Raw genomic sequence first — 26465 nt, forward strand, 5'->3', positions numbered from 1 at the left:
TAAGGTCAAAAGAAAGCCGCCACCATGCACACCATCGGACTCATCGTTTACCCCGGTTTTCAGGTGTTGGGCCTGGCCATGTGCGCCACGTTCGAGTTGGCCAACATGGCCACCGACGAGCCGGCGTACGACATTGCCTTGCTGTCCGAGCTCGGCGGCACGGTGCAGACTTCCGCCGGTTTTGGCGTGGAAACCACGGCGTTCGACCAGCGCTCGTTCGACACGCTGCTGGTGATGGGCGACAACCTGATCCGCCCGGTATCCCCGGGCATGGTGGCGTTTTTGCGCAACGCCAGTCGGACCACCCGGCGTCTGGGCTCGATCTGCACCGGCGCGATTGCGCTGGCCGAGGCCGGGTTGCTCGACGGTCGGCGGGCGACCACTCACTGGTGTCACGCGCCGGCGCTGCAGAAGGCGTACCCGCAGGTGAAGGTCGAGGAAGACCGGATCTTCATCAATGACGGCAACATCTGGACGGCGGCGGGCATGAGCGCTTGTGTCGATCTGGCATTGGCCCTGGTTGAAGGCGACCTGGGCGTGGAAGTGGCGCGGCGGGTCGCCCGGCAATTGGTGGTGTATCACCGACGCGCGGGAGGGCAGTCGCAGTTTTCGGTAATGCTCGAACTGGCGCCCAAGACCGATCGCGTCCAGGCCGCGTTGGCCTATGCCAAGCAGAACCTGAAGGCTGCACTGTCGGTCGAGGAACTGGCCAGTGCCGCCCACCTCAGCCCCCGGCAATTCAGCCGTGTGTTCCATGCCGAAACCGGGCAATCACCGGCCAAGGCCATCGAAAACCTGCGGGTAGAAGCGGCGCGTCTGATGATGGAAACCGGTCGGCACCCCATCGACGTGGTGGCGACCGATACCGGTTTTGGCGATCGAGAGCGGATGCGTCGGGCGTTTATCCGCGCATTTGGCCAGCCACCACAGGTCATCCAGCGCGCCAATCGCGGTTGATGCCAGTCAGTCAAACGTGACACTGAACCTGTGGCGAGGGAGCTTGCTCCCGCTGGGTCGCGAAGCGGCCCCCTTACCCCAAAAAAGAAGGGGACTGCTGCGCAAGTCCAGCGGGAGCAAGCTCCCTCGCCACAGGTTACTCATCGATTACCGCGGGTGATGCTTGGGATGTCCTAAAAGGTGGTGTATTCGACATTTCGGCCCAAATATTATTGGCGTAATTTTGATCTCGTTGAAGTCCATTCCCTCAATGAGATCACCGCCATGACCCTCGTAAAAGCCGCCGCCGTCCAAATCAGCCCCGTTCTTTACAGCCGTGAAGGCACCGTCGACAAAGTGGTGCAGAAGATTCTCGAACTCGGCGAGCAGGGCGTGCAGTTCGCCGTGTTCCCGGAAACCATCGTGCCTTACTACCCGTACTTTTCGTTCGTTCAGTCGCCTTTCGAAATGGCGGCTGAACACCTCAAACTGCTGGATCAGGCCGTCACTGTTCCTTCGGCTGCCACCGAGGCCATCGGCGCCGCCGCCAGACAGGCGGGCATGGTGGTTTCAATCGGTGTCAATGAACGTGACGGCGGCACGTTGTACAACGCGCAGTTGTTGTTCGACGCCGACGGCAGCCTGATTCAGCATCGGCGCAAGATTTCCCCGACCTATCACGAACGCATGATCTGGGGCATGGGCGACGGCTCAGGCCTGCGCGCCACCGACAGCGCGGTAGGGCGCATCGGCCAGTTGGCGTGTTGGGAACATTACAACCCGCTGGCTCGTTATGCCTTGATGGTTGACGGCGAACAGATCCATGCGGCGATGTATCCAGGATCGTTTGCGGGGCCTTTGTTCGCTTCACAAATGGAAGTCAGCGTTCGCCAGCATGCGTTGGAGGCGGCATGTTTCGTGGTCAACTCCACCGCTTGGCTGAACCCTGAACAACAGGCACAAATCATGGCCGACACCGGTTGCCCCATCGGCCCGATTTCCGGTGGTTGCTTTACCGCGATCATCAGCCCGGACGGCGTGGTGCTGGGCTCGCTGACCGAAGGCGAAGGCGAGGTGATCGCCGACCTCGACATGGGCCTGATCGACAGGCGCAAACGCATGATGGATTCGCGCGGTCACTACAGCCGCCCGGAACTGCTGAGCCTGCTGATCGACCGTACACCGACGAGTCATGTGCATGAACGCAGTGCACATCCGAAGTTGATAGTGAGCGAGGTGGTAGAAGAAACCTGTCGTTAAGCGGCTGAGACCGTATCGACCCCATCGCGGGCAAGCCACGCTCCCACAGGGGAAATGCATTCCAATGTGGGAGCGTGCGATGCGATGATCCGACTTGCCCGCGATGGGGCCATTACAGGCGCTAAAAAACTCCGGCCTTACAGTTCCTGACCCAAAAAGATCAACGTATTGCCATGGGCCTCTGCCGCTGCGCGTTGGTTGTAGCTGTCGCGATGCGAGCAGTTGAAGCCATGTTCGGCCTCTGGGTACACGACAATTTCGACGTTATCGTTGTTCTCGAAACGTTCGGCGATCTTTTCCACGGCTTCCAGTGGGATATGGCTGTCCTGTTCGCCGAAGTGCATCAGCAGCGGCACTTCGATTTCATCGGCGCGGTCCAGCTGATTCTGGATTCCGCCGCCGTAATAGGCGATGGCCACGTCCACCAGCCCATTGGCGGCGGTGTGGTACGAGAGCAAACCGCCGAAGCAGTAACCAATCGAGGCGATCCCACCGTCCAGCCCCGGTTGGGCTTTCAAGGCGTCGATGGCCAGTTCGATGTCGGTCTGTGCCTTGCCGACGTCGGTGGCGTTCATCAACTCGACGGCGCGTTTCCAGCCGGCCTCGTCGTAACCCAGTTCGATACGGTGGCCGTTGCGCCAGAACAGGTCCGGTGCAATCACCAGGTAACCGTCGGCAGCGTATTGTTCAGCGACCGAGCGGATGTGTTCATTCACGCCAAAGATTTCCTGGATCAGCACGATCCCCGGGCCTTTGCGGGTATGCGGAATGGCCAGGTAAGCGCCGAATTTGCCGTCAGCGCTGTCGATCTCGATCCATTGGGTGGTCACGCTCATGGTGGCTCCTGTCTTCGCAAGTGAGTGGGGTGAAGGTTACTGGGCTGCGTAGTCTTGAGGCTTGGCAGCGCCTGCATACGTTTCCATCATTCGGCGAAGCCGTCCACTGCCAATACCGGTGGCGCTTCAACGCTTGTCGCGACGCCAGAAGACTCGAGCCAGCAGCGCATCGAGGCTGAGCTTGCCGGCACCCGAGAGCAACAGCGGCATAAAGGCCGCGAGATAGATCAGCGGCAGTTTGAAGTTGCCGTGACCTTTGTTGCTGATGGCATAACCCTGAGCAAGCTCACTCAATGTAGACCAATCGGCTGGCCAGTGAACGGCGGCGGTCGCGACGACCGTGACCACGATCAAAATCAACGCCGAGATCCGGGTTCCCAGGCCGACCAGTATGGCCAGGGCACAGATCAGTTCAGCCCACATCGACAGTTCCCAGTTCAGCGTGGCTGGCACGCGGTTGAAGGGGAACGGGAAGTTGTCCTGAATATCGGCGAACCAGTTTTCGCCATTGAATTTTTCCAGGCCTGATTCGAAGAACTCCCAGGCGAGGAATACCCGCAGGGTCAGTGGCGCGATCCAGCTACCGACGCAGTCGAGCTTCAGATGCAAGCCTTTTACGGCCGACGAGAGTGAGGTGGTCATGGAGATCTCCGTTCAGTCAGGGAGGAGGGGCACCGCGGTGCCCCACGCAAAAGGTTACTTGCTGGCGCCGCACTTGCCTTCGCCGCATTTGCCTTCGCCACATTTACCTTCCGCCGGTTTTTCTGCCGAGTCGGCCTGGGCCTGGCTATAGCCGTGGGTCAGTTGTTTCATGCTGAACGCCTCGGACTCAGAGGCTGAAGCCGCGTTGGACAGGGCCAGGCCACCAGCGATGATCAGGCCGAGGGTCAAGGAAGAAGTCGAGAGTTTGAACATGGTGATACTCCGTAGCATTGAGTGAGTTGAACGCTTTGATTGGCGCGGCCAATCGACGGGCACAGTTCATCAAGCAGGTGTATCTGCGATGTGTCTTTGGCGAGGGGTTTTAGGGGCGGGGTGTGTCGGCAGGGGCGCTGTACACACTGTGATACGTAACCCTGAAATTTCTCGGCCAACCCGAAATCCTGTAGCAGCTGTCGAGCCTGCGCTCAGCTCTGTAGCAGCTGTCGAGCCCTAGCGAGGCTGCGTTCGGCTGCGAAGCAGCCGTAAACCCAGTGCACGCGATTAACCTGGACTACCGAGCCGCTGGATTTCACGACTGCTTCGCAGCCGAACGCAGCCTCGCTAGGGCTCGACAGCTGCTACAGGGGTAGTGTTTCAGTCGTGCAGATATCGCATGCTCCTGCAGGAAACTGTGATCCAGCACTGACCAGTGGCGTCTAGCGTCTGTGTCCCCGCGATCCCATGGGGCGAGACTTCGGAACCCTGCATGCAAGCGCTGTTGAACGAGATCCTTGACGCAGTTCGTCCCCTGATCGGCCAGGGCAAGGTGGCTGACTATATTCCCGCCCTCGGTACAGTGCCGGCCGATCAGTTGGGCATCGCGGTGTACGGCAATGACGGCGAACTGTATTGCGCCGGCGACGCCCATACGCTGTTCTCGGTGCAGAGTATTTCCAAGGTGTTCAGCCTGGTGCAGGCCATCGAACACTCCGGCGAAACCATTTGGACGCGCCTGGGTCACGAGCCTTCCGGCCAACCGTTCAATTCGCTGGTGCAACTGGAATTCGAACGCGGGCGACCGCGCAATCCCTTCATCAACGCCGGTGCGCTGGTGATCTGCGACATCAACCAGTCACGCTTTGCCGCGCCGGCGCTGTCGATGCGCGACTTTGTCCGTCGGCTGTCCGGCAACCCGCAAGTCATGGTAGATGGCAAGGTCGCCGAGTCGGAATACCAGCATCGCGCGCGCAATGCTGCGATGGCCTACCTGATGCAATCGTTCGGCAATTTTCACAACGATGTCGAAGCGGTGCTGCGCAGTTATTTCAGCCATTGCGCACTACGCATGAGCTGCGTGGATCTGGCGCGGGCGTTCTGTTTCCTGGCCAACGATGGTTTCTGCAAGCACAGCGGCGAACAGATCCTCACCGCGCGCCAGATCCAGCAAGTCAACTCGATCATGGCCACCAGCGGCCTCTACGATGAAGCCGGCAACTTTGCCTATCGCGTCGGTTTACCGGGCAAGAGCGGCGTGGGCGGGGGAATTGTCGCGGTGGTGCCGGGGCAATTTACCGTGTGCGTCTGGTCGCCGGAGTTGAACACCGCCGGCAACTCCCTCGCGGGCATGGCCGCGCTGGAGCTGCTGAGTCAGCGGATTGGCTGGTCGGTTTTCTAGGCACGGTACTGCCGCTCGACGGCCATCCTGGAAAACCGGAAATGCTTTTAGCGAGGAAACGGGCCGCCGGGTTTTCGATCAGTGGCCAGGCGTGCGGTTAATGACGCTCCAGGGATTTTCCTATACATTTTCCGACCGCCCCCTGCATGGTGAAACCGCTTCATGTCTCTTGCGCTCGAACGTCTAGTCGCTGGCACAGCTATCCCTTTCGCCGGGAATCGTGTCTCTGTGGTCAGCCCCGAATTGGCCGCGCGTTTTCAGCCCGGGGACCATTTGCTGGTGGAGCAGGTCAGCGGCGAATTGTTACTGATTCCGGTAGTCGACCAGCAAGCGGCGGCCATTGCAATCGAGCGGGCGGAAGCGGCTTTCAGCGCAATATCCGCGGTTTCCGATCAAGCCATCAGCGAGTTCTTCGATCGCTTCGCCCAACGCCTGGAAGACCCTGCCTGCTGGGCTTTGATCGAAGCCGCCAACCTGGCCGATATCGAACGAGCCAAGGCCCGCGGGCGCTCCACCACGCGCCTTCTGGCGGATGAACGCATGCGCCGCGACATGATCGCCGGCCTCAGGGCCTGGCGCGATGCGTCGGCTACGCGCGGCAAGGTGGTCAGTTGCGTCGAGCATGACGGCTGGAAAGTCGAGCAAGTGGTTTCTCCGCTGGGCATCGTCGCGTTCGTCTTCGAAGGCCGGCCGAATGTTTTCGCCGACGCCGCCGGTGTGTTGCGCACGGGTAACACAGCGGTGTTGCGAATCGGCAGCGATGCGTTGGGCACGGCGCAAGCCATCGTCACCCACGCGTTGAATCCGGCACTGAGCGACGCAGGGTTGCCTGCCGGCGCGGTGTCGCTGGTAGAAAGCGTCAATCACGCGGCCGGTTGGGCAATGTTCGCCGACCGACGCCTGTCACTGGCGGTGGCCCGTGGTTCGGGGCGCGCCGTCAGCCAGTTGGGCAGCATCGCCCAACAGGCTGGCACCGCCGTCAGCCTGCACGGCACCGGTGGCGCCTGGCTGATCGCCGACAAGGATGCCGATGCCCAGCGCTTTGCCGCGGTAGTGCGCAACTCGCTGGATCGCAAAGTCTGCAACACAATGAATGTCTGCCTGATTCACCGTGACCGTGTCGCAGAATTGTTGCCGCTGTTCCTCGACGCGCTGCAACAGGCCGGCACCGCACGCGGGCAGGGCTGCAAATTGCACATTGTCGAAGGCAGCGAGCAATACCTGCCGACTGATTGGCAGACCGCCAGTGTTGAGGTGTACCGCGCCGAAGGCTATCAGACCGAAGCGTTGGCCGAACCGTTGCCCGAGGACCAGTTGGGCCGCGAGTGGGAATGGGAAGAAACCCCGGAAGTCAGCTTGAAGATTGTCGATGACCTGGATAACGCCATCGCCTTGTTCAATTGTTATAGCCCGCAGTTCACCGTCTCGCTGATCAGTGAAGACGCCGCCGCTCAGGAACGCTTCTACAACGCGGTCAACGCACCTTTTGTCGGCAACGGGATTACCCGCTGGGTCGACGGACAGTACGCGCTGAACAAGCCGGAACTGGGGCTTTCGAACTGGGAGAGCGGTCGCCTGTTTGCTCGTAGCGCGATTCTCTCGGGAGATGGGGTGTTCACGATCCGCAGTCGCATGACTCAGATGGATCTGTCGGTCAAACGCTGATCCGGCACCACGATCCCAGTCAACGGCCGCACTATACTTAATGTGCGCCCGTATGGGCGTGGCGAGCACTCGAAACGAATCAGATGTCCATAACGCTCGCCCGAGCGTCAAGGTTGCACCGCCAAGGGACGGGCAGTGCACCAGATGACGGAGAGAGGGTTACACCATGAAACTTCATTCCTTCCAACAATACTCTCATGATCTGGAAAGGGGCGTTCACGACACGTGGATTACCGCCAGGGTGAAGTCAGCCCTGGCAATGGCCGAACCCAGCTTTGGCCTGCAAATCCATGTGAAAACCCATGGGGGGACGGTGGCATTGAGCGGTCGCGTCAACACCCATAAACAGTGTGAGCGGGCGGTTGCTTTGGCCCGTTCGGTTCCGGGGGTTGTCGAAGTGGATGCCAGAGACTTGCTGACTCACGTGTTCACGCCAGGCAGTACTCAACAACCACCCAACGCGGAAGAGGCCCCTGAGAGTCGGCCACAATCGTCAACAAGGATCGACGATAAATAACCCGGTCGATGGTGTCAGTGCAACGCTCCCGTGAGCCGGGAGCGTTGCGTCGATCGCCTGTCTGCCAATCGACACTTCAGGCTGCTGCTTCTATGGATCGGGCTTGAAGGGCGCAGGTGTCCGGATACTCGGCGAGCGCCACAAAACGGTGGCTGTCGGCATCCAGTGCCTCGATGGAACCGGTCTCGATGTCGTAGACCCAACCATGCAAATTCAACAGGCCTTTCTCCTGAGCCAGGCGCACGCTCGGATGCGTCTGGATATTGGCCAGTTGCGCGATGACATTCTCCCGAACCATTGAACTCACCTTCGCCGCTTCATTGGCGTGCGGACGCGATTCGTTGATGACTTTCGCTGACTCGGCGTGTTGCAACCAGCCGCTGACGGCGGGCAAGTGGTCCATGCATGTGCACTTGGCGACGGCGGTCATGGCGCCACAGTCCGAGTGCCCGCAGATCACAATATCGGTGACTCCAAGCACCGCGACCGCATATTCGACCGTAGCCGACACACCGCCGGGGTGAGGGCTGTAGGAGGGCACGATGTTGCCGGCATTGCGGATCACAAACAGTTCACCGGGTTCTTGTTGGGTCAGCAGTTCTGGCACGACACGGCTGTCGGAGCAGGTGATGAACAGCGTGCCCGGATGCTGGGTGGTGGCCAGGTGCTTGAACAGGTCGGTGCGTTGTGGAAAGGCGTCTTTCTGGAACTTCAAAAAACCTTCGATGAGCGCTTTCATGGCGATGTCCTCTACGTGAATCAAATGATTGTTTTGTAGCAGCTGCCGAGCTTGCGAGGCTGCGTTCGAGGACGTAGTCCTCGCCAGATCCAGGCGACTGCTGCGCAGCCGAACGCAGCCTCGCAGGCTCGGCAGCTGCTACAGGGAATCGTGTGTCACAGGTGGAAACTCGACTCGCCTGTCATCCGTTTAGAACGGACGCAGTGGCAGGAACTTGCCGTCGAGGGTGATCACCGCGCGGGAGCCGCCTTCCGGGTCTTCGACTTTTTTCATGTCGAGCTTGAAGTTGATTGCACTGATGATGCCGTCGCCGAATTGCTCATGAACCAGGGCTTTGAGGGTGGTGCCGTAAATCTGGATCATTTCGTAGAAGCGGTAGATGGTCGGGTCGGTCGGGACACCCGAGAGGCTGCCGCGCAACGGGATGATCTGCAGGCGGGCAACGGTGTCGGCGTCCAGGTCCAGCTTCTCGCCAATCACTTTGGCGGCGCTTTCCGGCAGCGGGTGCTGACCGAGCAGGGCGGCAGTGACGTAGGCCAGCCCGAGGCCGGTGCCGTCAGTCAGGTCCTGCCATGACAGGTTTTTGCGCGCTTTTGCATCGAGGATCGACGTGGTCAGGGCCAGGCTTGGGTCGCTGTAGGCGTGGGACTGTTGCATGGTGATTCTCCTGTCGGGAGTGAGGTTGCTTGGGTGTGGAGCCATCTTCTGCCGATCGATCCATAGCGTCCAAGACCGATATACAATGCAGCGCATAAGCACAGCCTATAGATGGTGGTTTCCTCATGCTGCTCCGACATTTGCGCTATTTACTGGCGGTCGCCGACCACGGCGGTTTCACCCGCGCCGCCGAGGCACTTCACGTTTCGCAGCCGACCCTGTCCCAACAGATCCGGCAACTGGAAGAAACCCTGGGCGTCAGCCTGTTCGATCGAACCTCGCGCACGGTGAAACCCACCGATGCGGGAGAGGCCTACATCGAATGTGCTCGTCGGGTGCTGGTGGAACTGGAGGCAGGCAAACGTGCGCTGCATGACGTAAAGGACTTGTCCCGAGGCACCCTGCGACTGGCCATGACCCCAACGTTCATGGCTTACCTGGTGGGGCCGCTGGTGCGCGATTACCTGGCGCGGTATCCGAACATCCATCTACAGATTTACGAGCTGTCGATGGATGACATCGAGGCGGGGCTGGTGGATGACTCTCTGGACATCGCCATCGCGTTTACCCAGGTCAGAAATGCCGACATCGAGTCGATCCCGGCGTTTACCGAGACGTTGGGCGTCATGGTGGGGCGTGATCACCCGTTATACGAAAGCCAGGTCGCGTTGTCCGTGCAAGAGATCGCGCAACTGGAGTTTGCGCTGCTGACCCCCGACTTCGTTACCCGCACCCGCATTGATGAGTACTTTGCCCAGGAGCAAATCACGCCGAAGGTGGTGATCGAGGTCAACTCGGTGAGCACCTTGCTGGAAGTCATTCGGCACACGGCCATCGCCACCATTCTTCCGGAGCCCATTGCCACCGAGGACCGGGCGTTGCGCAAAATCCCGTTGTTGGGCGAGTCGCCCAAACGAGGGGCCGCGCTGCTTCGACGCAAAAACAACTATCACAGCGCAGCGTCGGTGGCTTTTATGGAGCTGGTATTGGGTGCGGCTGCCGGTGAGTCGACGACGTCAGTCTTCTATTAATTCACACACACCATTGGGCGCCTTGCCCGTGGAGGACACCGTGACCGAGTCGTCATCGGAGAGAGTGATCGAGATGATGACGCCCGAACCCCTGGCTTCGAAACGGCGATCGTCAATGGCTTTGGTCTCGGCTTCCTTGCTATTGATCAACACCGGTCCGTCCTGATCCGCATGAACAATGATGTTGCCGGGGCAGTCAGCATCGAACAACGGCACGCCGGTGACGGTGTTTGCATGGGCAGCACTAGCCATTACGAGTAACAGCAAGCCTGTCAGTTGTATGTTCATCACAAACCTCCAATGATCCAGTGCACACGGTTAACGATAGCGGTGTTTGGTGCGCATGAGGCAAACAAAAAGGCCCCGCTCGATGTAACGAGCGAGGCCTTTTTATGGATGGGGTGTGCAGGTGTCAGTAGAACCGGTCAATCACCCGAACTTCGTTCTGGTTCTGCATCGAGGCCCACGCCTGTTTCAGCGTTTGCAGAACGTTACCGATGAAGTCCTTGTCAGCCGCGGCTTTCTTGCCGACATAGCCTTGGCCGCGACGGTACATCTTCAGTCGGGCGAGCAGGTTCTGGTTGTTCTTGTCGAACTCCGCTTCGTGAGCGTGAGGCGACAGGCAGTCGATATGCACCTGGCCCGACTTGCTGATCCACAGAATATGGCTGTCATGGCTGTCTTTTTGCGCAGCGAACAGATGAGCCAGTTCATCGATAGTGGGTTGATTGTTCAGATTCATAGTAAGCCCCTTGACCATTTGGTGATCTTTCAAAGTTGATTCGCTAATACAGGTAGCCCATCGGTTAGTTGATCCCTGGCACCGAAACCAGGACGTCAGCAGTCAGCCGCCAAATTGACGGGGTCCCGCGTCTGTTGCATGTAGTCGTGTTGAATAACTGCTACGCAATAGCGTCACAACGAGGAGAAGCAGCGAAAACCTTCAGGCCACTGCCAACCTTTTCAGGGGTCGGTCACAAGCTTCATGAGGATTGATCGCCAGCGCTTCTCGTCCTTGTACTGGACGTTCAGGCCAGGTCAGCTTCTTCAATCTGCCTTGTGGGCAGCGTGTATCCGGGAAAAACAGCTCGGCGGTCAGACGAGCTTGCTCAAACGTGTTGCCTGTACTCCCGATCGGGGAGACGTCTGCATCATGCAAGGGCAAATCGGAGGCGTCAACGGTTTTGTAGTGATTATTTTTGGTCACTACATATTGTCGGACAAAGTTGTTTGGAATTAAAAAGCGCTAGGGGAACGCGCCAGTCAGGACGATGGCAGCGATGTCTGGAATCGGTAAACGGTGCAGGGATAACCGTCTACCGGCTGCTGATGCAGGGTGAACTCGCCATGGGTGAGATCAGGCAGGACCCGAGCCCAGAACCGCTGCGCAGGTTGATTCACGTCGAGGTGGAAAATTTGCCATTGACCGGGGAACCGGCTCAAGAGGGCGGAAACGACAAACTTCGCGACGCCTTGGCCACGAAAGCGTCGACTGACAAAGAAGTAGCCGATGTTGTACTCGGCGCCGGGAACTTGGGTTTCATCATCCACCGTCACGAAACCGGCCAATTCTCCATTAACCTTGATCAAAAACGGCCGGGTGGCGGGGTTGCGCCAGTAGCCCGGTTTGGGCTGAGCGTTGAAGAAGCCATGCTCACCGAGCTTCAGCGGCAGCCACTCGCTGAAGTCATACAGGTAGAACTGCATCAGGTTTTCAATCGTTTCCAGTTCGTCGCGCTGTGCGGCGTGCAGTTCAATCAAGGGCTGGCTGCTGATTGTCGCCATGATCGTACCTCGCAGAAAGCAGGGTTGTTGCCTGGTGCGTAACTTGGGGAGTATCTCAGCTGACTCTGAAGAACATAGTCCATTCAGTCTCGCTCGAAATCCCCTCAGGTCTTGCTCGCCGGTTTTGCCGCGCGTTTGGTACCCGTCGAGGGCTTGCGTTTGGCGGGCTTGCGTTTGTTTTTCCACGGTGTTGCACCGCGCCCGGCGGGGCTTGCCGGTCCGCTGATGGTCAGGCTCAGCCCGGCGCAACGGGCCACCTGTTTGCTCATCCACGCGGCCTGTTTGGTGACGAATTCTTCCAGGCTCATCTCGCCGCTCTGCACCATGTCCAGCGCTTGCTCCCAAATGGCTGTGGTGCCCGGGTCGGCGATGGCTCGCGGCACGGCATCGATCAGGCTGAACGCGGCCGGGGTGGCGGCCAGGGCCTTGCCGTTCTTGATCAGATAACCCCGGTCGAGCAGGCCCTGGATGATCGAAGCGCGGGTCGCTTCAGTGCCGATGCCAGTGGTGTCCTTGAGTTTCTGTTTGAGCAGCGGATCTTCCACCAGTTTGGCGACGTTCTTCATCGCCTTGATCAGGTCGCCTTCGGTGAACGGTTTGGGTGGTTGCGTCCAGAGGTCCTTGAGCTTGACGTCGGCCACTGCGCAGTCACGTCCTTCAGCCAATGCCGGCAATGTTTGCGGCGCCGGTGCTTCCCGGCCCTTGGCCGGGGCAAGGGCCTCGGGCAGGGCGCGTTTCCAGCCGGGCTCGACGATCTGCTTGCCGACGGCACGAAAGGCTTCACCGGCGCAGTCGAAGTCGGCCTGGGTCCGGTCGTATTCATGGTTGGGCAGAAACTGCGCCAGGTAACGCGCGCGGATCAGGGTGTAGACCGCCCGCTGCTTGCCCGCCAGCCGCTCGAGGTTTTTCGCCGCAGCGGTGGGGATGATGCCGTGGTGAGCGCTGACCTTGGCGTCGTTCCAGGCCCTTGAGCGACGCTGGGGCTCGAGGAAATCGTTCAAGGCGTTCAGCGCCGGATCAGCCTGCCTCAGCGCAGCAAGTATGCCCGGAGCTTCGCTGTGCTGACTCACGGGCAGATAACCGCAGTCGCTGCGTGGATAGGTGATGACCTTGTGGGTTTCGTACAGCGCCTGGGCGATGTCGAGGGTTTCCTGGGCGCCGAGCCCGAGCTTCTTCGAGCAGACTTCCTGCAAGGTGCCCAGATCGAAGGGCAGGGGGGCCACTTCGCGCATTCGCTCGGTACGCAGTTTGATCACCCGGGCACTCGCCGCAGTGCCGATTGCCGCCGCTGCTTGCTGCGCCAACGCCTGATTCAGGCAGCGATCCTGATCGTCGCAAACCTCTGAGGCTGCACGCCACTGGGCGGTGAACGTAGTGCCGTCGTGCAGCAGTTGCACATCGATGGCCCAATAGGCGACTGGCACGAAATCGGCGATGCTGCGATCGCGATCCACCACCAGGCGCAGGGTCGGCGTTTGCACCCGACCGACCGGCAATACGCCCTGATAACCGGACTGACGCCCCAACAGCGTGAACAGCCGACTCATGTTCATCCCGATCAGCCAGTCGGCCCGCGAGCGCCCGAGTGCCGAATGGTAAAGGCTAAAGGTCTCTGCCCCCGGCTTCAGTGCCGCCAATGCCTTGCGGATCGATGCATCGTCCAGCGCCGACAGCCATAGCCGCTGGATCGGCCCGCGATAACGGCAATGCTCCACCAGTTCCCGGGCGATCATCTCGCCCTCACGGTCGGCGTCGGTGGCGATCACCAGTTCGCTGGCCTCTCCGAGCAGCCGCTTGACCGCTTTGTATTGGCTGGCCGTACGCGGCTTGACGGTCATTTTCCACTTCTCTGGAATGATCGGCAGGTCCGCCAGCACCCATCGCTTGTAACGCGCGTCATAGGCGTCGGGCGGCGCGGTTTCCAGCAGATGGCCGATGCACCAGGTTACCGTGACGTCCGTTCCCAGCCAGCAGCCGTCGCCACGACGCCTAGCGCCGAGGACGGCCGCAATGTCTTTGGCCTGGGAAGGTTTTTCACAGAGGTACAGCCGCATAACCACCATCGCTCATCAACTGTCGAGAGGTGCACAGGATGGCGGCTGAAGAGCGATGGGGCAATCTTTATCTGTATGGATGTACAGTTGGTGCGTTGCGATTCATTGCACAGACTTCTCAGCCCACTGATCGCTATCGGCGAGGAGGCTCTCTCCCGTTCGGCTGCGAAGCCGTCATGAGTGCAAAACATGAGGTATACCTAATAAATCGCGCATCGCTCGCACCTGCAGGTCCATCACCGTCATGAGGAACGTATTTCATGAAAAGCACCGGTCCTAGTCCTGTCATCACCATTGCAGAGCAGCCGGGCTGCCTGCTTGTGAAGTTTCACGGCATCCAGGTGGCCGCGTCCGCACGAGCGCTGGTGTTGCTCGAGGCCAACTACCCTCCGGTGTATTACGTACCGCGTGAAGACATCGATGAAAAGTACTTTGCCCGCACCGATCACACGAGTTATTGCCCCTATAAGGGCGATGCCAGCTATTTCAGTCTGCAAATCCCGGGACATGAGGGCGCTAACGCGGTGTGGAGCTATGAAGACCCCAAAGTGTCGGTCGAGCAGATTCGCGGCTATATGGCCTTCTATCCCGATCAAGTCACGTTTGAGGTGCTCAAGGACATCGAGTGAGAGGGTGGTTTTTGCCTAAGGTGGCTATTGCCAATCACCGCCTGCACGGATGACAATGCGAGTCATTATCACTCGCGAATTATTCTATTGTCATGACCGTCAACGATTTGTCCCTGCGCAGCGCTGTCAATGATCTGTATTGCGACCATCACGGTTGGCTCAACGGCTGGCTGCGCAAACGGCTGGGCAATGCCTTCGATGCGGCGGACCTGGCGCAGGACACCTTCGTCCGGGTCATCAAGGCGCGCAACGCGCTGGAGATTCGCGAGCCGCGACCTTACCTGTCAATGATCGCCAAGGGCTTGCTGATCGATCTGTTCCGTCGGCGCTCGCTGGAGCAGTCCTATCTGGAAGCCTTGGCCGCCATGCCCGAATGGCAACAGCCCTCGTTGGAGGAACAGGCGATCCTGCTGCAGGCCCTGATGGAAATCGACCGTTTGCTGCAAGGGCTGGGGCCGAAGGTCAAGCAAACGTTCATCCTGTCTCAGTTCGATGGCCTGACCTATCCGCAAATTGCCGAGCGCCTGAGTGTCAGCGTGCGCACGGTCAACAATCACATGGCCAAGGCCATGGAACATTGCTGCCTGATGCAGATCCGGTTGCAGCTCGCATGAGCCTGTCGCCCGTCGAGTTAAAGGCAATCAGCATCGCCGCCCGGTGGTACGCCCGGCTGCAGTCCGGCGTCGCGACCGATTCGGATCGTGCGGCGTGGAATGACTGGCTGGTTGCTGATCCTGCACATCGCCAGGCCTGGCAGCGCATGGCCGCTGTCGGCGAGCAGATGAGCAGCGTGCCGGGCACCCTGGCTTCGCCGGCCTTGCGGGGGGCCGAGCGATCCCGCCGTCAGGTATTGCGCAGTGTGTTGGTATTGGCGTCGGCCGGTTCGCTGGGCTGGTCCGGATGGCGCAGTGAAACAACCCAAGACCTGCTTGCCGATTTCCGCACCGCCGTGGGTGAGCGCCGGGAGTTTCGTCTGGCGGATGGCAGTTCGTTGCTGCTGAACACCGACACCGTGGTCAACCTGCGTTTCGACACTCATCAACGCGTGCTGGAACTGTTGCGGGGCGAGATTCTCGTCACCACCGCTGTCGATCCTTCGCAGCGGCCGTTCAAGGTGGTCACCCGCCATGGCGAGGTGCTGGCGCTGGGGACGCGTTTTATCGTTCGGTCCCAAAGTGAGAGTGGCGAGGTGGCGGTGCTTGAGAAAGCGGTGGAAGTCACCTCTGGCGGTGGATCGACCGTGCGCCTCGAAGCTGGCCAGGCTATCGGCTTCAATGCCATCTCGCTGGGGACGGTACGGCGCAACGATGCTTCGGCAGGCGCGTGGCAGCGAGGCAGTATCATCGCCATCGATCGTCCCTTGGACGAGTTGTTGGCCGACCTTTCGCGCTATCGCACCGGGGTGCTGCGTTGTGATCCGCGCATTGCCAATTTAAGGGTGTCTGGCGCGTTTCCCATCGATGACACCGACCTGGCGCTGGCCGCGCTGGAGAGCGGTTTCTCCCTTCGCGTCAGCCGATACAGCCGTTACTGGGTCACTGTTTCGGGTAGCGATTTGCAGTAGCGCACGCAGCGCACAAAAAGTTTTGTTGCCTTTGCACTTTTCATACACATCGTTCGGCTCATCCCTCAGTGAGTTTTTATTGATTGGTTTTGGGGGAGGGTAAGCATGTCTCGGGTGTACACGCCAGGTCGTCTGGCGATTGCAGTGAAGGTCGGATTAGTCGTGGCAACGTCGATGTGCGTATGGCCAGTTGCAGCGACCGCAGCCCCGGCGCAACAACAAAATTCGGTGCAGTCCTTCGACATTGCGCCTGGCAGCCTGACCGAAGTCCTCAGCCATTTCGCCAGTGCTGCGGGTGCCGCCATTTCCTTTGATGCGCGACAAACCGAAGGGTTGAAATCTCCCGGGCTCAAAGGTGTGTTCGGGGTCAGTGAAGGCTTCGCGCGCATTCTTGGCGGCAGCGGCCTGCAAGCCAATCCCCAGGCCAATGGCACTTACGTACTGCGGCCAGTTCCCGCTGCCGGTTCGGCGCTGGAGTTGGGTGCTACCAACATCAATGGGCAGATGCTGGGCGCGACTACCGAGAACAGCGGTTCATACACGACGGGAGCGGTGACTATCGGCAAGGGTGAGCACTCCCTGAAAGAGACACCGCAATCGATCACGGTGATGACCCGCAAGATGCTCGATGACCAGAACCTCAACACCATCGATCAGGTCATGGAAAAGACCCCGGGCATTACCGTCTACGACTCGACCATGGGCGGCAAATATTTCTATTCCCGTGGGTTCCGGATGTCGGGCCAGTACCAGTACGACGGTGTGCCGCTGGACATGGGCAATCTCTATGTCCAGGCCGACAGTTTCAGCGGTGACATGGCGTATTACGATCGGGTCGAAATCCTGCGGGGTGCCGCGGGGATGATGAAAGGCTCGGGTGGCACCGCTGGCGGGGTGAACTTCGTTCGCAAGCGCGGTCAGGCCGATCCACATACCGACATCACGCTGTCCGGCGGCAGTTGGGACAACTATCGCGGACAGGTCGACACCGGTGGCCCGCTGAATGAGTCCGGCACCATTCGCGGACGCGCCGTCGTCGCCGAGCAGAGCCGACACTATTTCGTTGACGACGCCAGTCGCAAGGACCAGGTGTACTACGGCGCGCTCGACGTCGATCTGAATCCCGATACGACCCTCGGCCTGGGTGTTGCCTATGAAGACATTGACGCCAGTCCTTGCTGGGGCGGCCTGCCTCGTTACAAGGACGGCAGTGATCTGAAACTCAGTCGCTCGACTTGCCTCGACCCTTCCTGGAACACCTGGCGCAGCCAGCGAACCACCGTCTTCAGCGACCTGAAACATCAGATCAATGAAGACTGGGCGTTGAAGGTCGCCAGCGTTTATACAAAGAACACTCAGGACATCAAATACGCGTTCGCCTCCGGATCGGTGACGCCCGGCGTGGACACCACCGGCGTCCTCGGTAGCATGTACGACTACGATCAGGTCGATTACGGACTTGACGCGTACGTGGATGGCAAGTTCGGCGCGTTCGGTCAGCAACATGAATTGGTGGTGGGGTTCAACGCCAGCCGTTCGAAAAAAGACGACTTCTACTCGGTGGCGTTTCTGCCGCAGCGACAGAATGTGTTCAATCCCGACAAACATATTCCGGAGCCGGACGACAGTTACTTCATCGACAACTCGTCACGCGGTGGGCCGGTCAATTCAGTCATCCGGCAGAAGGGGGTTTACTCTACGTTGCGCCTGAAGCTGGCGGATCCTCTGACCCTGGTGGCTGGCAGTCGGGTGAGTTGGTACAGCTCAGACACCGATTCGGTGTTCATTAATTCCGGCACCTCGGAACACTCCAGCACTACGGAGACGGGCCAGGTCACGCCGTTTGCCGGCCTGCTGCTGGACCTGAACGAAAACCTGACGGCCTATGCCAGCTACTCGGATATTTTTACCCCGCAAGGCAATTTCCGATCGGAAGACGGGTCCGCTCTCAAACCGCTCGTAGGCCAGAGCTATGAGTTGGGCATCAAGGGCGCCTGGTTCGACGGTCGCCTGAACAGCTCTTTCAACCTGTTCCGGACTATCCAGAAGGACCAGGCGCAGACTGACTACAACTCAAGTTGCCCGTCATCGGATGGCTACTGCTACGTCAACGCCGGAAAAGTTCGCGCCCAGGGTTTCGAGGCCGAGATCAGTGGTGAAGTCATCGAGCGACTCCAGTTGCTTGCGGGTTATACCTACACTCAGACCAAGACCCTCGACGACATCGACACCAGCCTCAATGGCGCCGCGTTCAACAGTTATGTGCCTCGGCATGTGTTGCGCATGTGGGGCGATTATGCCCTGAGCGGTTCGCTTGAACGGTTCACTGTCGGTGCTGGGGTCAACGCGCAAAGCGATAATTTCCGGGTGTCTCCGGTCAGCGGAAACAAGATCAGCCAGTCGGGTTATGCGATTTGGAACGGGCGCATCGGTTACCGCATTGATGACACCTGGTCGGTGGCGTTGAACGGCAACAACCTGTTCGACAAGCGCTACTACGCCACCATCGGTACCGAGACTTTCGGTAATTACTACGGTGATCCTCGCAACTTCATGGTGTCGGTCAAGGCGAGTTTCTGACAGTGATGGTGATGCTGTTCACTTGAGGTTGGGGGCATATCCCCCAACCTTGCATTCAGCTCATTCGAACAGCATCCACCAGCGTGGATTCATCAATCTGGCTAATCGAGGTCACCCCGGTCAAGGTCATGGCGACGCGCATTTCCTTGGCGAAGATATCCAGCATATTTTCCACCCCGCGTTGACCATCGGCGGCCAGTGCGTAGGCCATGGAACGCCCCAGCAATACGCCTTTTGCGCCCAGCGCCAGCATCCGTACAACATCAAGCCCCGAGCGGATGCCCGAGTCGACCAGCACCGTCAAATCATTACCGATGGCTTGCATGATGGGCGGCAATGCCTTGGTGGTGGAGAGCACGCCGTCCAGTTGTCGCCCACCGTGGTTCGACACGACAATGCCATCCGCGCCAAAGCTGACCGCGTCCCGGGCGTCCTGAGGATCAAGAATGCCTTTGATGATCATCGGGCCTTTCCAGAACTCACGAATCCACTCCAGATCACTCCAGCTGATCGAAGGGTCGAAGTTGTTGGCCAGCCAGCCCATGTAGTCTTCGAGCGTGACGGCCTTGCCAAGGTACTTCGAGATATTGCCCAGGTCGTGTGGACGCCCCATGAGGCCGACGTTGAATGCCCAGTCGGGTTTGGTCATGGCCTGAAGCATTCGCCGCGATGATGCAAAAGGGCCTGACATGCCCGAATGTGCATCCCTGTATCGGGCGCCGGGCGTGGGCATGTCCACGGTAAATACCAGGTTTTTCACACCGGCGGCCTTCGCCCGTTCCAGTGCATTTTTCATGAAACCTCTGTCCTTCAACACGTACAGCTGAAACCAGATGGACTGTTGGCTTTGTGCCGAGACTTCCTCGATCGAGCACACCGAAACCGTTGACAGGCAAAGCGGGATGCCTTTGTTCTCTGCCGCTTTAACGGCCTGCACCTCACCACGACGGGCGAACATGCCCGTCAGGCCGACCGGGGCCAATATGATTGGCATTGAAAGTGGTTGGTCGAAGAGGGTGGTTTCAAGGCTCAGGGTTTCGACGTTTTTCAGAATGCGCTGACGCAGGCTGATGCCGGTCAGATCAGCGCTATTGGCCCTCAGCGTATGCTCTGCGTAGGCCCCGCCATCAATGTAATCAAACAAAAAACGCGGGAGTTTGCGACGTGCTGCCTCGCGATAGTCAGATGCGGATGAAATGATCATGGTGCCTCGGTCTGTGAGTGGCGGGGCGATGGTTTCGTCGAGCGTAGAGCCAGATTAACGAAAACGCCCCGCATTGCGGGGCGTTTTTTTGCACTGCTGTCAGTTGGTATCCAGATCCACGTTCTTGGTCTCACGCAAGCAGATCATCCCCACGACCAGGCTCACCCCGGTTATCAACACCGGGTACCACAGCCCGTAGAAGATATCCCCGGTGTACACCACCAAGGCAAACGACACCGTTGGCAGGAAACCGCCGAACCAGCCATTACCAATGTGGTACGGCAGGGACATCGAGGTGTAGCGGATGCGGGTCGGGAACAGTTCGACCATCAGCGCTGCCAGCGGGCCGTAGCACATGGCCGAAATGATGATCAGCACCACCATCAACATCACGATCATGGACTTGTTGACCTGCTGCGTATCGGCTTGTGACGGATACCCGGCCAACGTCACGGCGCCACGCAGGGCCGCTTCATCGTAGCCTTCGAGCTTCACGTCACCGACGCTCACCTGTACGGCGCTGCCGGCCGGTAGAGCTTCGCTGTTATAGGGCAGGCCCTGTTTCACCAGGAAGGTTTTGACCTTGTCGCAAGGGCTGTCAAATTTCGCCTTGCCCACCGGGTCGAACTGGAAGGTGCAGGTGGCCGGGTCCGCCAGTACGGTGATCGGTGCCTGACGGCTGGCCTGGTCAATGGCCGGGTTGGCGTAGTGGGCGATGGATTTGAAGATCGGGAAGTACAGTGCGGTGGCCAGCAGCAGGCCGATCATCAGCACCGGTTTGCGCCCGACCTTGTCCGACAGCCAGCCGAAGAAAATGAAGAACGGTGCGCCGATGATCACACTGACGATCAGCAGGCTGTTGGCCAACGCCGGGTCCATTTTCAGGAACTGGGTGAGGAAGAACAGCACGTAGAACTGCGCTGCGTAGAAGGTCACGGCTTGTCCAGCGTTGATGCTGAACAGGGCGATCAGCACGACTTTCAGGTTTTCCCATTTGCCGAAGGAATCGCGCAGCGGCGATTTGCAGAGTTTGCCTTCCTCTTTCATTTTCACGAACGCCGGCGACTCGTGCAGGCTCATGCGAATCCAGGTCGAGATGCCCAGCAAAATGATCGAGAACAGGAACGGAATCCGCCAGCCCCAGACTTCGAACTGGTCACCGGTGAAGTAGCGGCAACCGAGCACCACCAGCAGCGACAGCAGCAAGCCGAGGGTTGCGGTGGACTGAATCCAGCTGGTGTGGAAACCGCGTTTACCCATCGGTGCGTGTTCCGCGACATAGGTCGCAGCGCCGCCGTATTCACCGCCCAGGGCCAGGCCCTGAAGCATGCGCAGCACCACGAGGATGATCGGCGCGGCAATGCCGATACTCGAGTAGGTCGGCAACAGCCCGACGCAGAAGGTCGCCACGCCCATGAGAATGATGGTCGCAAGGAAGGTGTATTTACGCCCGATCATGTCCCCCAACCGGCCGAACACCAAGGCGCCGAACGGCCGCACGATGAAGCCGGCAGCGAAGGCCATCAGCGCAAAGATGAACGCCGTGGTGTCGTTGACCCCGGCAAAAAACTGTTTGCTGATCACCGCCGCGAGGGCGCCATAGAGGAAAAAGTCATACCACTCGAAGACTGTCCCGAGCGACGAGGCGAAGATGACTTTCTGGGTTTCCTTGCTGGTGCCCGCGCTACGCACGGCTTCCAGGGGCTGAACATGTTCTGACATATCGGTATCCCTCACAGTGATTGTTTTTTTTGTTCCACTGGTGTTGCGTATTCCTTGCAGGGGTCATTCCAACATCCGCGAATCTAGTGCGATCCTTGTGGGAGTGAGCCTGCTCGCGATGGCGTCGTGTCAGTCAACTCGATGTTGAATGATCCACCGCTTTCGCGAGCAGGCTCGCTCCCACAGGGGATAGGTTTACAGTCGAAGTGTTAAGGATCATTTGTGCTGCCTTTTCGGCAATCATCAGCGTAGGCGAACAGGTGTTGCCCGAGGTGATGCGCGGCATGATCGAGGCGTCAGCGATGCGCAGGCCCGGAATGCCATGGACTTTGAGCTGCGCATCAACCACGGCGTCCACGTCATTGCCCATGCGGCAGGTGCCGACCGGGTGGAAAATCGTGGTGCCGATGCGGGCGGCGGCTTCATGCAATTCTTCGTCGCTCTGCAAGCTGTCGCCGGGCAAGTACTCGACCGGGTTGAACGCTTGCAAGGCCGGCGCGGCGACGATGCGGCGGGTCAGGCGAATCGCGTCTGCTGCCACCCGCAAGTCCTGCGGATGGCTCAAGTAATTGGGCTGAATCAGTGGCGCTTCCTGCGGATCGGTGGAGCGGATCTCGATGCGACCACGGCTTTGCGGGCGCAGATCGCACACCGACGCCGTGAAGGCGGGGAAGGCGTGCAATGGCTCACCGAAACGCTCCAGAGACAGCGGCTGAACGTGGTACTCGAGATTCGCCGACGTCTGCTCCGGTCCCGAACGGGCGAAGGCCCCGAGTTGGCTCGGCGCCATGGACAGCGGGCCGCTGCGGTCATACAGGTAGCGCAGGCCCATGCCCATCTTGCCCCACAGGCTGCCGGCAATTTGATTCAGCGTACGGGCGTTTTCCAGTTTGTAGATCAGGCGCAATTGCAGGTGATCCTGCAGGTTGCCACCCACGCCGGGCAGTTCATGGGCAACGCCAATCCCCAGTTTTTGCAGCAGCGGGCGAGGGCCGATTCCCGAACGTTGCAGGATGCTCGGCGAGCCGACGGCACCGGCGCACAGCACGATTTCCTTGCGCGCCTTGAAGGTTTTCGCCTGACCCTGCCAACGCGCAGTGACCGCTGATGCACGGCCGTTTTCCAGTAGCACGCGATCCACTTCGACGTTGGTCAGCACGGTGAGATTGGGGCGGTTGCGGATCGGTTTGAGAAACGCCTTGGCCGCGTTCCAGCGAATACCGGCTTTCTGATTGACCTGGAAGTAGCCGCAGCCTTCGTTGTCGCCCTGGTTGAAATCATCGATGCTGGCGATGCCGGTTTGCTCGGCGGCGCTTTGGAAGGCATCGAGAATCGGCCACGACAGCCGCTGACGTTCGATCCGCCATTCCCCGGCTGCGCCGTGAAACTCCGAGTCGCCAGCAAAGTGGTTTTCGCTCTTTTTGAACAACGGCAGCACGTCGTTCCAGCTCCAGCCGGGATTGCCCTGCGCCGCCCAGCCGTCGTAGTCGCCAGCCTGGCCGCGCATGTAGATCATGCCGTTGATCGACGAACAGCCACCGAGCACCTTGCCACGCGGGTAACTCAGGGTGCGACCTTGCAGACCGGGTTGCGCTTCGGTCTTGAAGCACCAGTCGGTGCGCGGGTTGCCGATGCAGAACAGGTAACCCACGGGGATGTGAATCCACGCATAGTTGTCGCGGCCGCCGGCTTCGAGCAGCAGCACGCGGTTCTGCGGATCGGCCGACAACCGATTGGCCAGCAAACAACCGGCCGGGCCGGCACCGACCACGATGTAGTCGAATTCATCCAGGGAAGTCTGCATCCATGACCTCATGTTGTTGTTCTTGTTGTCGGTCATCCTAGTTGTTAGCTTTCGTCAAAAGAATGTTAGTTTTTGCGCAGCCGCTGTGCGTTTTTAAACAGCCTTACTTCAAGGACGGTTCATGTTCGACTGGAATGACCTGCGGTTTTTTCTCGAGTTGCAGCGCAGCGGGCGTTTGCTCACCGCTGCCCGGCGTTTGAACACCACCCACGCCACCGTGGCCCGGCACATCGAGGCCATCGAAAAGAGCCTCGGCACGGCGTTGTTTGTCCAGCATGCCCAGGGTTATGAGCTGACCCCTGCGGGCGAAGCGTTGCTCAAACACGCCGAAGCCATGGAAAACGTCGCCTTGCTGGCTCAGGAAGAAATCACTCAGTCGAGTGCACCGTTAGGCAAGATCCGCGTCGGCGTGACCGAAGGGTTGGGCATCATGTTCCTCGCCAGCCGCATGAACGGCTTGTTCGAACGTTATCCGGGGCTGGAAGTGGAACTGGTGGCGGTGCCGCGCTTTGTCAGCATTCTCAACCGCGAGGCCGAAATCAGCATCCACCTGGAGCGCCCGGCCGCCGACATGCTGGTCACGCGCAAGCTGACTGACTATCGATTGGCGCTGTACGCCAGCCAGGAGTATCTGGACCGCTCGCCACCGTTGCGCAGCCGTGAAGACCTCGGTCGCCACGCCTGGATCGGCTATGTCGATGATTTGTTGTTCAGCCAGGAGCTGATGTTCCTCAACAGCTTCTGCCGCAATCCGCAGGTGGTGTTTCACAGCACCAGCGTCATTGCCCAACAACAGGCCGCGCGATCCGGGTTGGGGATCGCCGTGCTGCCGTGCTACATGGCCAGCGCCGATCCTGGGCTGGTGCCGTTGCTGCCGGACGAGAGTATTCAGCGCAGCTACTGGATCAGCACGCGACGTGAGCTGCACAAATCCGTGCGGTTGCGGGTGTTGTGGGATTACGTGGTGGGGTTGTGTGAGGCGGAGCAAGACTTACTACTAGGCCCAAATCCGCTGTAGGAGCGAAGCTTGCTCGCGAAGGGTCAGGCCTGACACACCCGCCTACTCGTTCTTCGCGGGTAAGCCTCGCTACACCGATCACACGTAACACCTAGGGCATCGCGGAACACGGGCCGTCCGGAATCGACAGCGTCGCCCGCAACCCGCCCTCCGGCCGGTTGACCAGGGTGATTTGTCCGCCCAGCCGAGTCGCAATGGTGTTGACGATCGTCAGCCCCAATCCCGCCCCCTGGACGTTACCGCGACTGTAAAAACGTTCGAACAACCGGCCGCGTTCAGCTTCGTCGATGCCTGGCCCCTGATCTTCGACACTCAATGAATAGAACCCGTCAGCCTGATCGAGGCGCACGGTGATGACGCCGTGCGCGGGGGAAAAATTTGCCGCGTTGCTGATCAGGTTATTCAGGGCGATGTCGATGGCGGCGGCGTCAGCGATTACGTTCAGCGGCCGGTCAGTGACGTCGAAAGCCAGCTCAAGGTTCTTGCTCAGTAACCAGGGTGTTAGCTGAGCCAGGCTGTCGCGCACCGTTTGAGTCAGGTCGATCGAGTGCAGCACCGGCATTACGGCTGTGGGTTCAAGGCGAGCCATGGTCAGCAATTGGTTGACCAATCGGCTGGCTCGGTCCACGCCCGAAATCAGAAACGCCAAGGATTCCCGGCGCTCCTGTTCGGTGCCGGCTTCCAACAGGTTTTGCGCATGCACCCGCAGCACCGCCAAGGGCGTGCGCATTTCATGGGCGGCGTCGGCGATAAAGCGCCGCTCGCGGCCGAGCACTTCCTGAATTTGCGTGAGCATGCGATTGAGCGCCGCTTGCATCGGTTCGAGCTCGCTGGGCAGCGGGGTCAGTTGCAGCGGTTCCAGAGAACCGCTGTGCCGTGCCCGTAACGTCGCCGCCATATCGGCCAGGGGCTTGAGGCCCCAGCCAATGGCCAGCCAGACCAACGCCACCAGAATCAGGCTGCCCAGCACATTGGGCCACAGGGTATGGCGCAGGATCCGGTCCACCAGGTCCGAACGCACATCGTCGCGTTCGCCCACCCAGATCCGTAAATCCGTTTGTTTGTCTTCCAGCATGAACGCGCGCCAATGGCGGTGGTTCAGATCCACCACATCGCTGAAACCGGGTTTCGACGGGGGCGCGGTGAAGGAGGGCGCGCTGGCGGTGTGCACCAGCACTTCGCCCTGACGATTCCAGACCTGAAAGGCAATCTTGCTTTCATAGGGATGGCCATCGACGCTCGGCACCGCTTCGCCCAGGGCTTTGTTGAACGCCTGATACAGCTCGGCGTGTTCCTTGCTGGCCAGCGGCATGCGCATCACACCCTGCAGCAGCCGGGCGTTCTGTGCGAGCTGGGCGTCATAGACTTCGGCAATTTCGTGGTTGCTGTCGTTCCAGTTGAACACACTGATCACCGCCAGACCGGCGAGTACCAGGCCGATGATCAGCGTCAGGGTGCGGCGTCGAATGGACGTCATCGACGCTCCTCCACCAGGTAACCGACACCGCGAATGGTACGGATCAGATCGGTGGAGAACTTTTTGCGCAGGTGGTGGATGTGCACTTCCAGGGTGTTGCTTTCGGCTTCCTCGTTCCAGCCGTAAAGCAACTGCATCAAGTGATCGCGGGTCATGACCCGGCCTGGTGGCGAGAGCAATTCGTGAAGCAGCTGATATTCCTTGGGTGTCAGCGCCACCGGTTCGCCCTGATAGCTGACTTGCTGGGTGCCAGGGTTGAGGCTGATGCCGGCGTGTTCGATCAGCATCTGCGCGCGGCCGGCACTGCGCCGCAGCAAGGCCCGCAGACGCGCCTTGAGTTCGGACAGATCAAAGGGCTTGATCAGGTAATCGTCGGCCCCGGCATCCAGCCCGGCGATACGGTCTTCGGTGGCGTCCCGCGCGGTGAGGATCAGAACCGGCAGGTTGGAGCCGCTGTCACGCAGGCGACGCAATACCTCCAGCCCGTCCATCCGCGGCAGGCCGAGGTCGAGCACTGCCAGGTCGAAGGATTCGCTGAGCAGCGAATGCAACGCGCTGCTGCCGTCCTGCAACCAGTCGACGGTGTAACCTTCGCGGCCCAGGGCCTGCTGGATGCCTTCGCCCAGGGCCGTGTCATCCTCAATCAGTAATAAGCGCACACAGATTCCTG

The 26465-nt window shown here is 59.7% G+C and carries 25 protein-coding genes; 11 read left to right on the top strand and 14 right to left on the bottom strand.

Annotated elements, in window-relative coordinates; translation table 11 throughout:
- Nucleotides 1-24 precede the first annotated feature (24 nt).
- Nucleotides 25-957, top strand: a complete 933-nt coding sequence (locus BLW70_RS17300; RefSeq protein ID WP_074875914.1) for a GlxA family transcriptional regulator — start codon at nucleotides 25-27, stop codon at nucleotides 955-957.
- A gap of 264 nt (nucleotides 958-1221) precedes the next feature.
- Nucleotides 1222-2196 carry a nitrilase-related carbon-nitrogen hydrolase gene (locus BLW70_RS17305; RefSeq protein WP_074875915.1) on the top strand — a complete coding sequence of 325 codons (975 nt, stop codon included), beginning with the start codon at nucleotides 1222-1224 and terminating at the stop codon, nucleotides 2194-2196.
- 137 nt (nucleotides 2197-2333) lie between these two features.
- On the opposite strand, the gene BLW70_RS17310 is transcribed toward BLW70_RS17305, so the two are convergent.
- From BLW70_RS17310 to BLW70_RS17320, 3 genes are all read right to left on the bottom strand, one after another.
- Nucleotides 2334-3032 carry a dienelactone hydrolase family protein gene (locus BLW70_RS17310; RefSeq protein WP_074875917.1) on the bottom strand — a complete coding sequence of 233 codons (699 nt, stop codon included), beginning with the start codon at nucleotides 3030-3032 and terminating at the stop codon, nucleotides 2334-2336.
- Nucleotides 3033-3158: 126 nt separating this feature from the next.
- Nucleotides 3159-3674: an HvfX family Cu-binding RiPP maturation protein gene (locus BLW70_RS17315; RefSeq protein ID WP_074875919.1), complete on the bottom strand. Its 516-nt coding sequence runs from the start codon at nucleotides 3672-3674 to the stop codon at nucleotides 3159-3161.
- A 54-nt stretch (nucleotides 3675-3728) separates the two neighbouring features.
- Nucleotides 3729-3947: an HvfA family oxazolone/thioamide-modified RiPP metallophore gene (locus BLW70_RS17320; RefSeq protein ID WP_074875921.1), complete on the bottom strand. Its 219-nt coding sequence runs from the start codon at nucleotides 3945-3947 to the stop codon at nucleotides 3729-3731.
- Between the two features lie 493 nt (nucleotides 3948-4440).
- On the opposite strand from BLW70_RS17320, the gene glsB reads away from it, so the two are divergent.
- The 3 genes from glsB (at nucleotide 4441) to BLW70_RS17335 (ending at nucleotide 7531) form a co-directional block, all read left to right on the top strand.
- Nucleotides 4441-5349 carry a glutaminase B gene (glsB, locus tag BLW70_RS17325; protein ID WP_074875923.1) on the top strand — a complete coding sequence of 303 codons (909 nt, stop codon included), beginning with the start codon at nucleotides 4441-4443 and terminating at the stop codon, nucleotides 5347-5349.
- A gap of 162 nt (nucleotides 5350-5511) precedes the next feature.
- Nucleotides 5512-7014 (top strand): aldehyde dehydrogenase family protein, encoded by a 1503-nt coding sequence (locus BLW70_RS17330; protein WP_074875925.1) that lies wholly within the window; start codon nucleotides 5512-5514, stop codon nucleotides 7012-7014.
- Between the two features lie 166 nt (nucleotides 7015-7180).
- Nucleotides 7181-7531 carry a BON domain-containing protein gene (locus BLW70_RS17335; protein ID WP_074875927.1) on the top strand — a complete coding sequence of 117 codons (351 nt, stop codon included), beginning with the start codon at nucleotides 7181-7183 and terminating at the stop codon, nucleotides 7529-7531.
- A gap of 76 nt (nucleotides 7532-7607) precedes the next feature.
- Here BLW70_RS17335 and BLW70_RS17340 read toward each other — a convergent pair whose 3' ends face one another.
- Both BLW70_RS17340 and cynS read right to left on the bottom strand, forming a co-directional pair.
- Nucleotides 7608-8270 (bottom strand): carbonic anhydrase, encoded by a 663-nt coding sequence (locus BLW70_RS17340; protein ID WP_074875929.1) that lies wholly within the window; start codon nucleotides 8268-8270, stop codon nucleotides 7608-7610.
- Nucleotides 8271-8459: 189 nt separating this feature from the next.
- Nucleotides 8460-8927: a cyanase gene (gene cynS / locus BLW70_RS17345; RefSeq protein ID WP_074875931.1), complete on the bottom strand. Its 468-nt coding sequence runs from the start codon at nucleotides 8925-8927 to the stop codon at nucleotides 8460-8462.
- Nucleotides 8928-9052: 125 nt separating this feature from the next.
- Here cynS and cynR point away from each other — a divergent pair, with 125 nt between their 5' ends.
- Complete coding sequence (cynR, locus tag BLW70_RS17350; RefSeq protein ID WP_074875932.1) at nucleotides 9053-9958, top strand: transcriptional regulator CynR; 906 nt, start codon at nucleotides 9053-9055, stop codon at nucleotides 9956-9958.
- Here cynR and BLW70_RS17355 read toward each other — a convergent pair.
- From BLW70_RS17355 to BLW70_RS17375, 4 genes are all read right to left on the bottom strand, one after another.
- Nucleotides 9944-10246 carry a hypothetical protein gene (locus tag BLW70_RS17355; RefSeq protein WP_074875934.1) on the bottom strand — a complete coding sequence of 101 codons (303 nt, stop codon included), beginning with the start codon at nucleotides 10244-10246 and terminating at the stop codon, nucleotides 9944-9946. The two genes, cynR and BLW70_RS17355, sit on opposite strands and share 15 nt — an antisense overlap.
- 124 nt (nucleotides 10247-10370) lie before the next feature.
- Complete coding sequence (locus BLW70_RS17360; protein ID WP_074875936.1) at nucleotides 10371-10700, bottom strand: hypothetical protein; 330 nt, start codon at nucleotides 10698-10700, stop codon at nucleotides 10371-10373.
- Between the two features lie 521 nt (nucleotides 10701-11221).
- Nucleotides 11222-11743: a GNAT family N-acetyltransferase gene (locus BLW70_RS17370; protein WP_074875942.1), complete on the bottom strand. Its 522-nt coding sequence runs from the start codon at nucleotides 11741-11743 to the stop codon at nucleotides 11222-11224.
- A gap of 104 nt (nucleotides 11744-11847) precedes the next feature.
- Nucleotides 11848-13797, bottom strand: a complete 1950-nt coding sequence (locus tag BLW70_RS17375; protein ID WP_074875944.1) for a DNA topoisomerase III — start codon at nucleotides 13795-13797, stop codon at nucleotides 11848-11850.
- A 260-nt stretch (nucleotides 13798-14057) separates the two neighbouring features.
- On the opposite strand from BLW70_RS17375, the gene BLW70_RS17380 reads away from it, so the two are divergent.
- The 4 genes from BLW70_RS17380 to BLW70_RS17395 all read left to right on the top strand — a co-directional run bounded on the left by BLW70_RS17380 (nucleotide 14058) and on the right by BLW70_RS17395 (nucleotide 18570).
- Nucleotides 14058-14426, top strand: coding sequence for a DUF427 domain-containing protein (locus BLW70_RS17380; protein WP_074875946.1), 369 nt, complete (start codon nucleotides 14058-14060; stop codon nucleotides 14424-14426).
- 92 nt (nucleotides 14427-14518) lie between these two features.
- Nucleotides 14519-15040: a sigma-70 family RNA polymerase sigma factor gene (locus tag BLW70_RS17385; RefSeq protein WP_074875948.1), complete on the top strand. Its 522-nt coding sequence runs from the start codon at nucleotides 14519-14521 to the stop codon at nucleotides 15038-15040.
- The gene (locus BLW70_RS17390) at nucleotides 15037-15990 is read left to right on the top strand and encodes a FecR domain-containing protein (protein WP_074875950.1); all 954 of its coding nucleotides are present in this window, start codon (nucleotides 15037-15039) and stop codon (nucleotides 15988-15990) included. The genes BLW70_RS17385 and BLW70_RS17390 overlap by 4 nt, the downstream gene beginning before the upstream one ends.
- 105 nt (nucleotides 15991-16095) lie before the next feature.
- On the top strand, nucleotides 16096-18570 hold the full coding sequence (locus BLW70_RS17395) for a TonB-dependent siderophore receptor (protein ID WP_074875952.1): 2475 nt from the start codon (nucleotides 16096-16098) through the stop codon (nucleotides 18568-18570).
- 55 nt (nucleotides 18571-18625) lie between these two features.
- On the opposite strand, the gene lldD is transcribed toward BLW70_RS17395, so the two are convergent.
- The 3 genes from lldD to BLW70_RS17410 form a co-directional block, all read right to left on the bottom strand.
- Complete coding sequence (gene lldD / locus BLW70_RS17400; protein ID WP_074875954.1) at nucleotides 18626-19774, bottom strand: FMN-dependent L-lactate dehydrogenase LldD; 1149 nt, start codon at nucleotides 19772-19774, stop codon at nucleotides 18626-18628.
- A 99-nt stretch (nucleotides 19775-19873) separates the two neighbouring features.
- Nucleotides 19874-21496: an MFS transporter gene (locus BLW70_RS17405; protein ID WP_074875956.1), complete on the bottom strand. Its 1623-nt coding sequence runs from the start codon at nucleotides 21494-21496 to the stop codon at nucleotides 19874-19876.
- Nucleotides 21497-21629: 133 nt separating this feature from the next.
- A complete protein-coding gene (locus BLW70_RS17410; RefSeq protein WP_074875958.1) occupies nucleotides 21630-23300 on the bottom strand; it encodes a GMC family oxidoreductase in 1671 nt (556 codons plus the stop codon).
- 121 nt (nucleotides 23301-23421) lie between these two features.
- Here BLW70_RS17410 and BLW70_RS17415 point away from each other — a divergent pair, with 121 nt between their 5' ends.
- Nucleotides 23422-24318: a LysR family transcriptional regulator gene (locus BLW70_RS17415; RefSeq protein WP_074875960.1), complete on the top strand. Its 897-nt coding sequence runs from the start codon at nucleotides 23422-23424 to the stop codon at nucleotides 24316-24318.
- A 91-nt stretch (nucleotides 24319-24409) separates the two neighbouring features.
- Here the strand turns inward: BLW70_RS17415 and BLW70_RS17420 are convergent, their stop codons facing one another.
- A complete protein-coding gene (locus BLW70_RS17420) occupies nucleotides 24410-25795 on the bottom strand; it encodes an ATP-binding protein (protein WP_074875962.1) in 1386 nt (461 codons plus the stop codon).
- On the bottom strand, nucleotides 25792-26454 hold the full coding sequence (locus BLW70_RS17425) for a response regulator (protein ID WP_074875964.1): 663 nt from the start codon (nucleotides 26452-26454) through the stop codon (nucleotides 25792-25794). The genes BLW70_RS17420 and BLW70_RS17425 overlap by 4 nt, the downstream gene beginning before the upstream one ends.
- Nucleotides 26455-26465 lie beyond the last annotated feature (11 nt).

This window comes from Pseudomonas frederiksbergensis (assembly GCF_900105495.1).
Taxonomy (GTDB): domain Bacteria; phylum Pseudomonadota; class Gammaproteobacteria; order Pseudomonadales; family Pseudomonadaceae; genus Aquipseudomonas; species Aquipseudomonas frederiksbergensis.

Coding starts and splice junctions, on each gene's coding strand:
- BLW70_RS17385 (WP_074875948.1), top strand. CDS start 14,519: ATGACCGTCAACGATTTGTCCCTGCGCAGCGCTGTCAATGATCTGTAT.
- BLW70_RS17330 (WP_074875925.1), top strand. CDS start 5,512: ATGTCTCTTGCGCTCGAACGTCTAGTCGCTGGCACAGCTATCCCTTTC.
- glsB (WP_074875923.1), top strand. CDS start 4,441: ATGCAAGCGCTGTTGAACGAGATCCTTGACGCAGTTCGTCCCCTGATC.
- BLW70_RS17355 (WP_074875934.1), bottom strand. CDS start 10,246: ATGAACATACAACTGACAGGCTTGCTGTTACTCGTAATGGCTAGTGCT.
- BLW70_RS17335 (WP_074875927.1), top strand. CDS start 7,181: ATGAAACTTCATTCCTTCCAACAATACTCTCATGATCTGGAAAGGGGC.
- BLW70_RS17310 (WP_074875917.1), bottom strand. CDS start 3,032: ATGAGCGTGACCACCCAATGGATCGAGATCGACAGCGCTGACGGCAAA.
- BLW70_RS17415 (WP_074875960.1), top strand. CDS start 23,422: ATGTTCGACTGGAATGACCTGCGGTTTTTTCTCGAGTTGCAGCGCAGC.
- BLW70_RS17340 (WP_074875929.1), bottom strand. CDS start 8,270: ATGAAAGCGCTCATCGAAGGTTTTTTGAAGTTCCAGAAAGACGCCTTT.
- cynR (WP_074875932.1), top strand. CDS start 9,053: ATGCTGCTCCGACATTTGCGCTATTTACTGGCGGTCGCCGACCACGGC.
- BLW70_RS17390 (WP_074875950.1), top strand. CDS start 15,037: ATGAGCCTGTCGCCCGTCGAGTTAAAGGCAATCAGCATCGCCGCCCGG.
- cynS (WP_074875931.1), bottom strand. CDS start 8,927: ATGCAACAGTCCCACGCCTACAGCGACCCAAGCCTGGCCCTGACCACG.
- BLW70_RS17320 (WP_074875921.1), bottom strand. CDS start 3,947: ATGTTCAAACTCTCGACTTCTTCCTTGACCCTCGGCCTGATCATCGCT.
- BLW70_RS17315 (WP_074875919.1), bottom strand. CDS start 3,674: ATGACCACCTCACTCTCGTCGGCCGTAAAAGGCTTGCATCTGAAGCTC.
- BLW70_RS17395 (WP_074875952.1), top strand. CDS start 16,096: ATGTCTCGGGTGTACACGCCAGGTCGTCTGGCGATTGCAGTGAAGGTC.
- BLW70_RS17375 (WP_074875944.1), bottom strand. CDS start 13,797: ATGCGGCTGTACCTCTGTGAAAAACCTTCCCAGGCCAAAGACATTGCG.
- BLW70_RS17420 (WP_074875962.1), bottom strand. CDS start 25,795: ATGACGTCCATTCGACGCCGCACCCTGACGCTGATCATCGGCCTGGTA.
- BLW70_RS17300 (WP_074875914.1), top strand. CDS start 25: ATGCACACCATCGGACTCATCGTTTACCCCGGTTTTCAGGTGTTGGGC.
- lldD (WP_074875954.1), bottom strand. CDS start 19,774: ATGATCATTTCATCCGCATCTGACTATCGCGAGGCAGCACGTCGCAAA.
- BLW70_RS17305 (WP_074875915.1), top strand. CDS start 1,222: ATGACCCTCGTAAAAGCCGCCGCCGTCCAAATCAGCCCCGTTCTTTAC.
- BLW70_RS17360 (WP_074875936.1), bottom strand. CDS start 10,700: ATGAATCTGAACAATCAACCCACTATCGATGAACTGGCTCATCTGTTC.
- BLW70_RS17370 (WP_074875942.1), bottom strand. CDS start 11,743: ATGGCGACAATCAGCAGCCAGCCCTTGATTGAACTGCACGCCGCACAG.
- BLW70_RS17380 (WP_074875946.1), top strand. CDS start 14,058: ATGAAAAGCACCGGTCCTAGTCCTGTCATCACCATTGCAGAGCAGCCG.
- BLW70_RS17405 (WP_074875956.1), bottom strand. CDS start 21,496: ATGTCAGAACATGTTCAGCCCCTGGAAGCCGTGCGTAGCGCGGGCACC.
- BLW70_RS17410 (WP_074875958.1), bottom strand. CDS start 23,300: ATGCAGACTTCCCTGGATGAATTCGACTACATCGTGGTCGGTGCCGGC.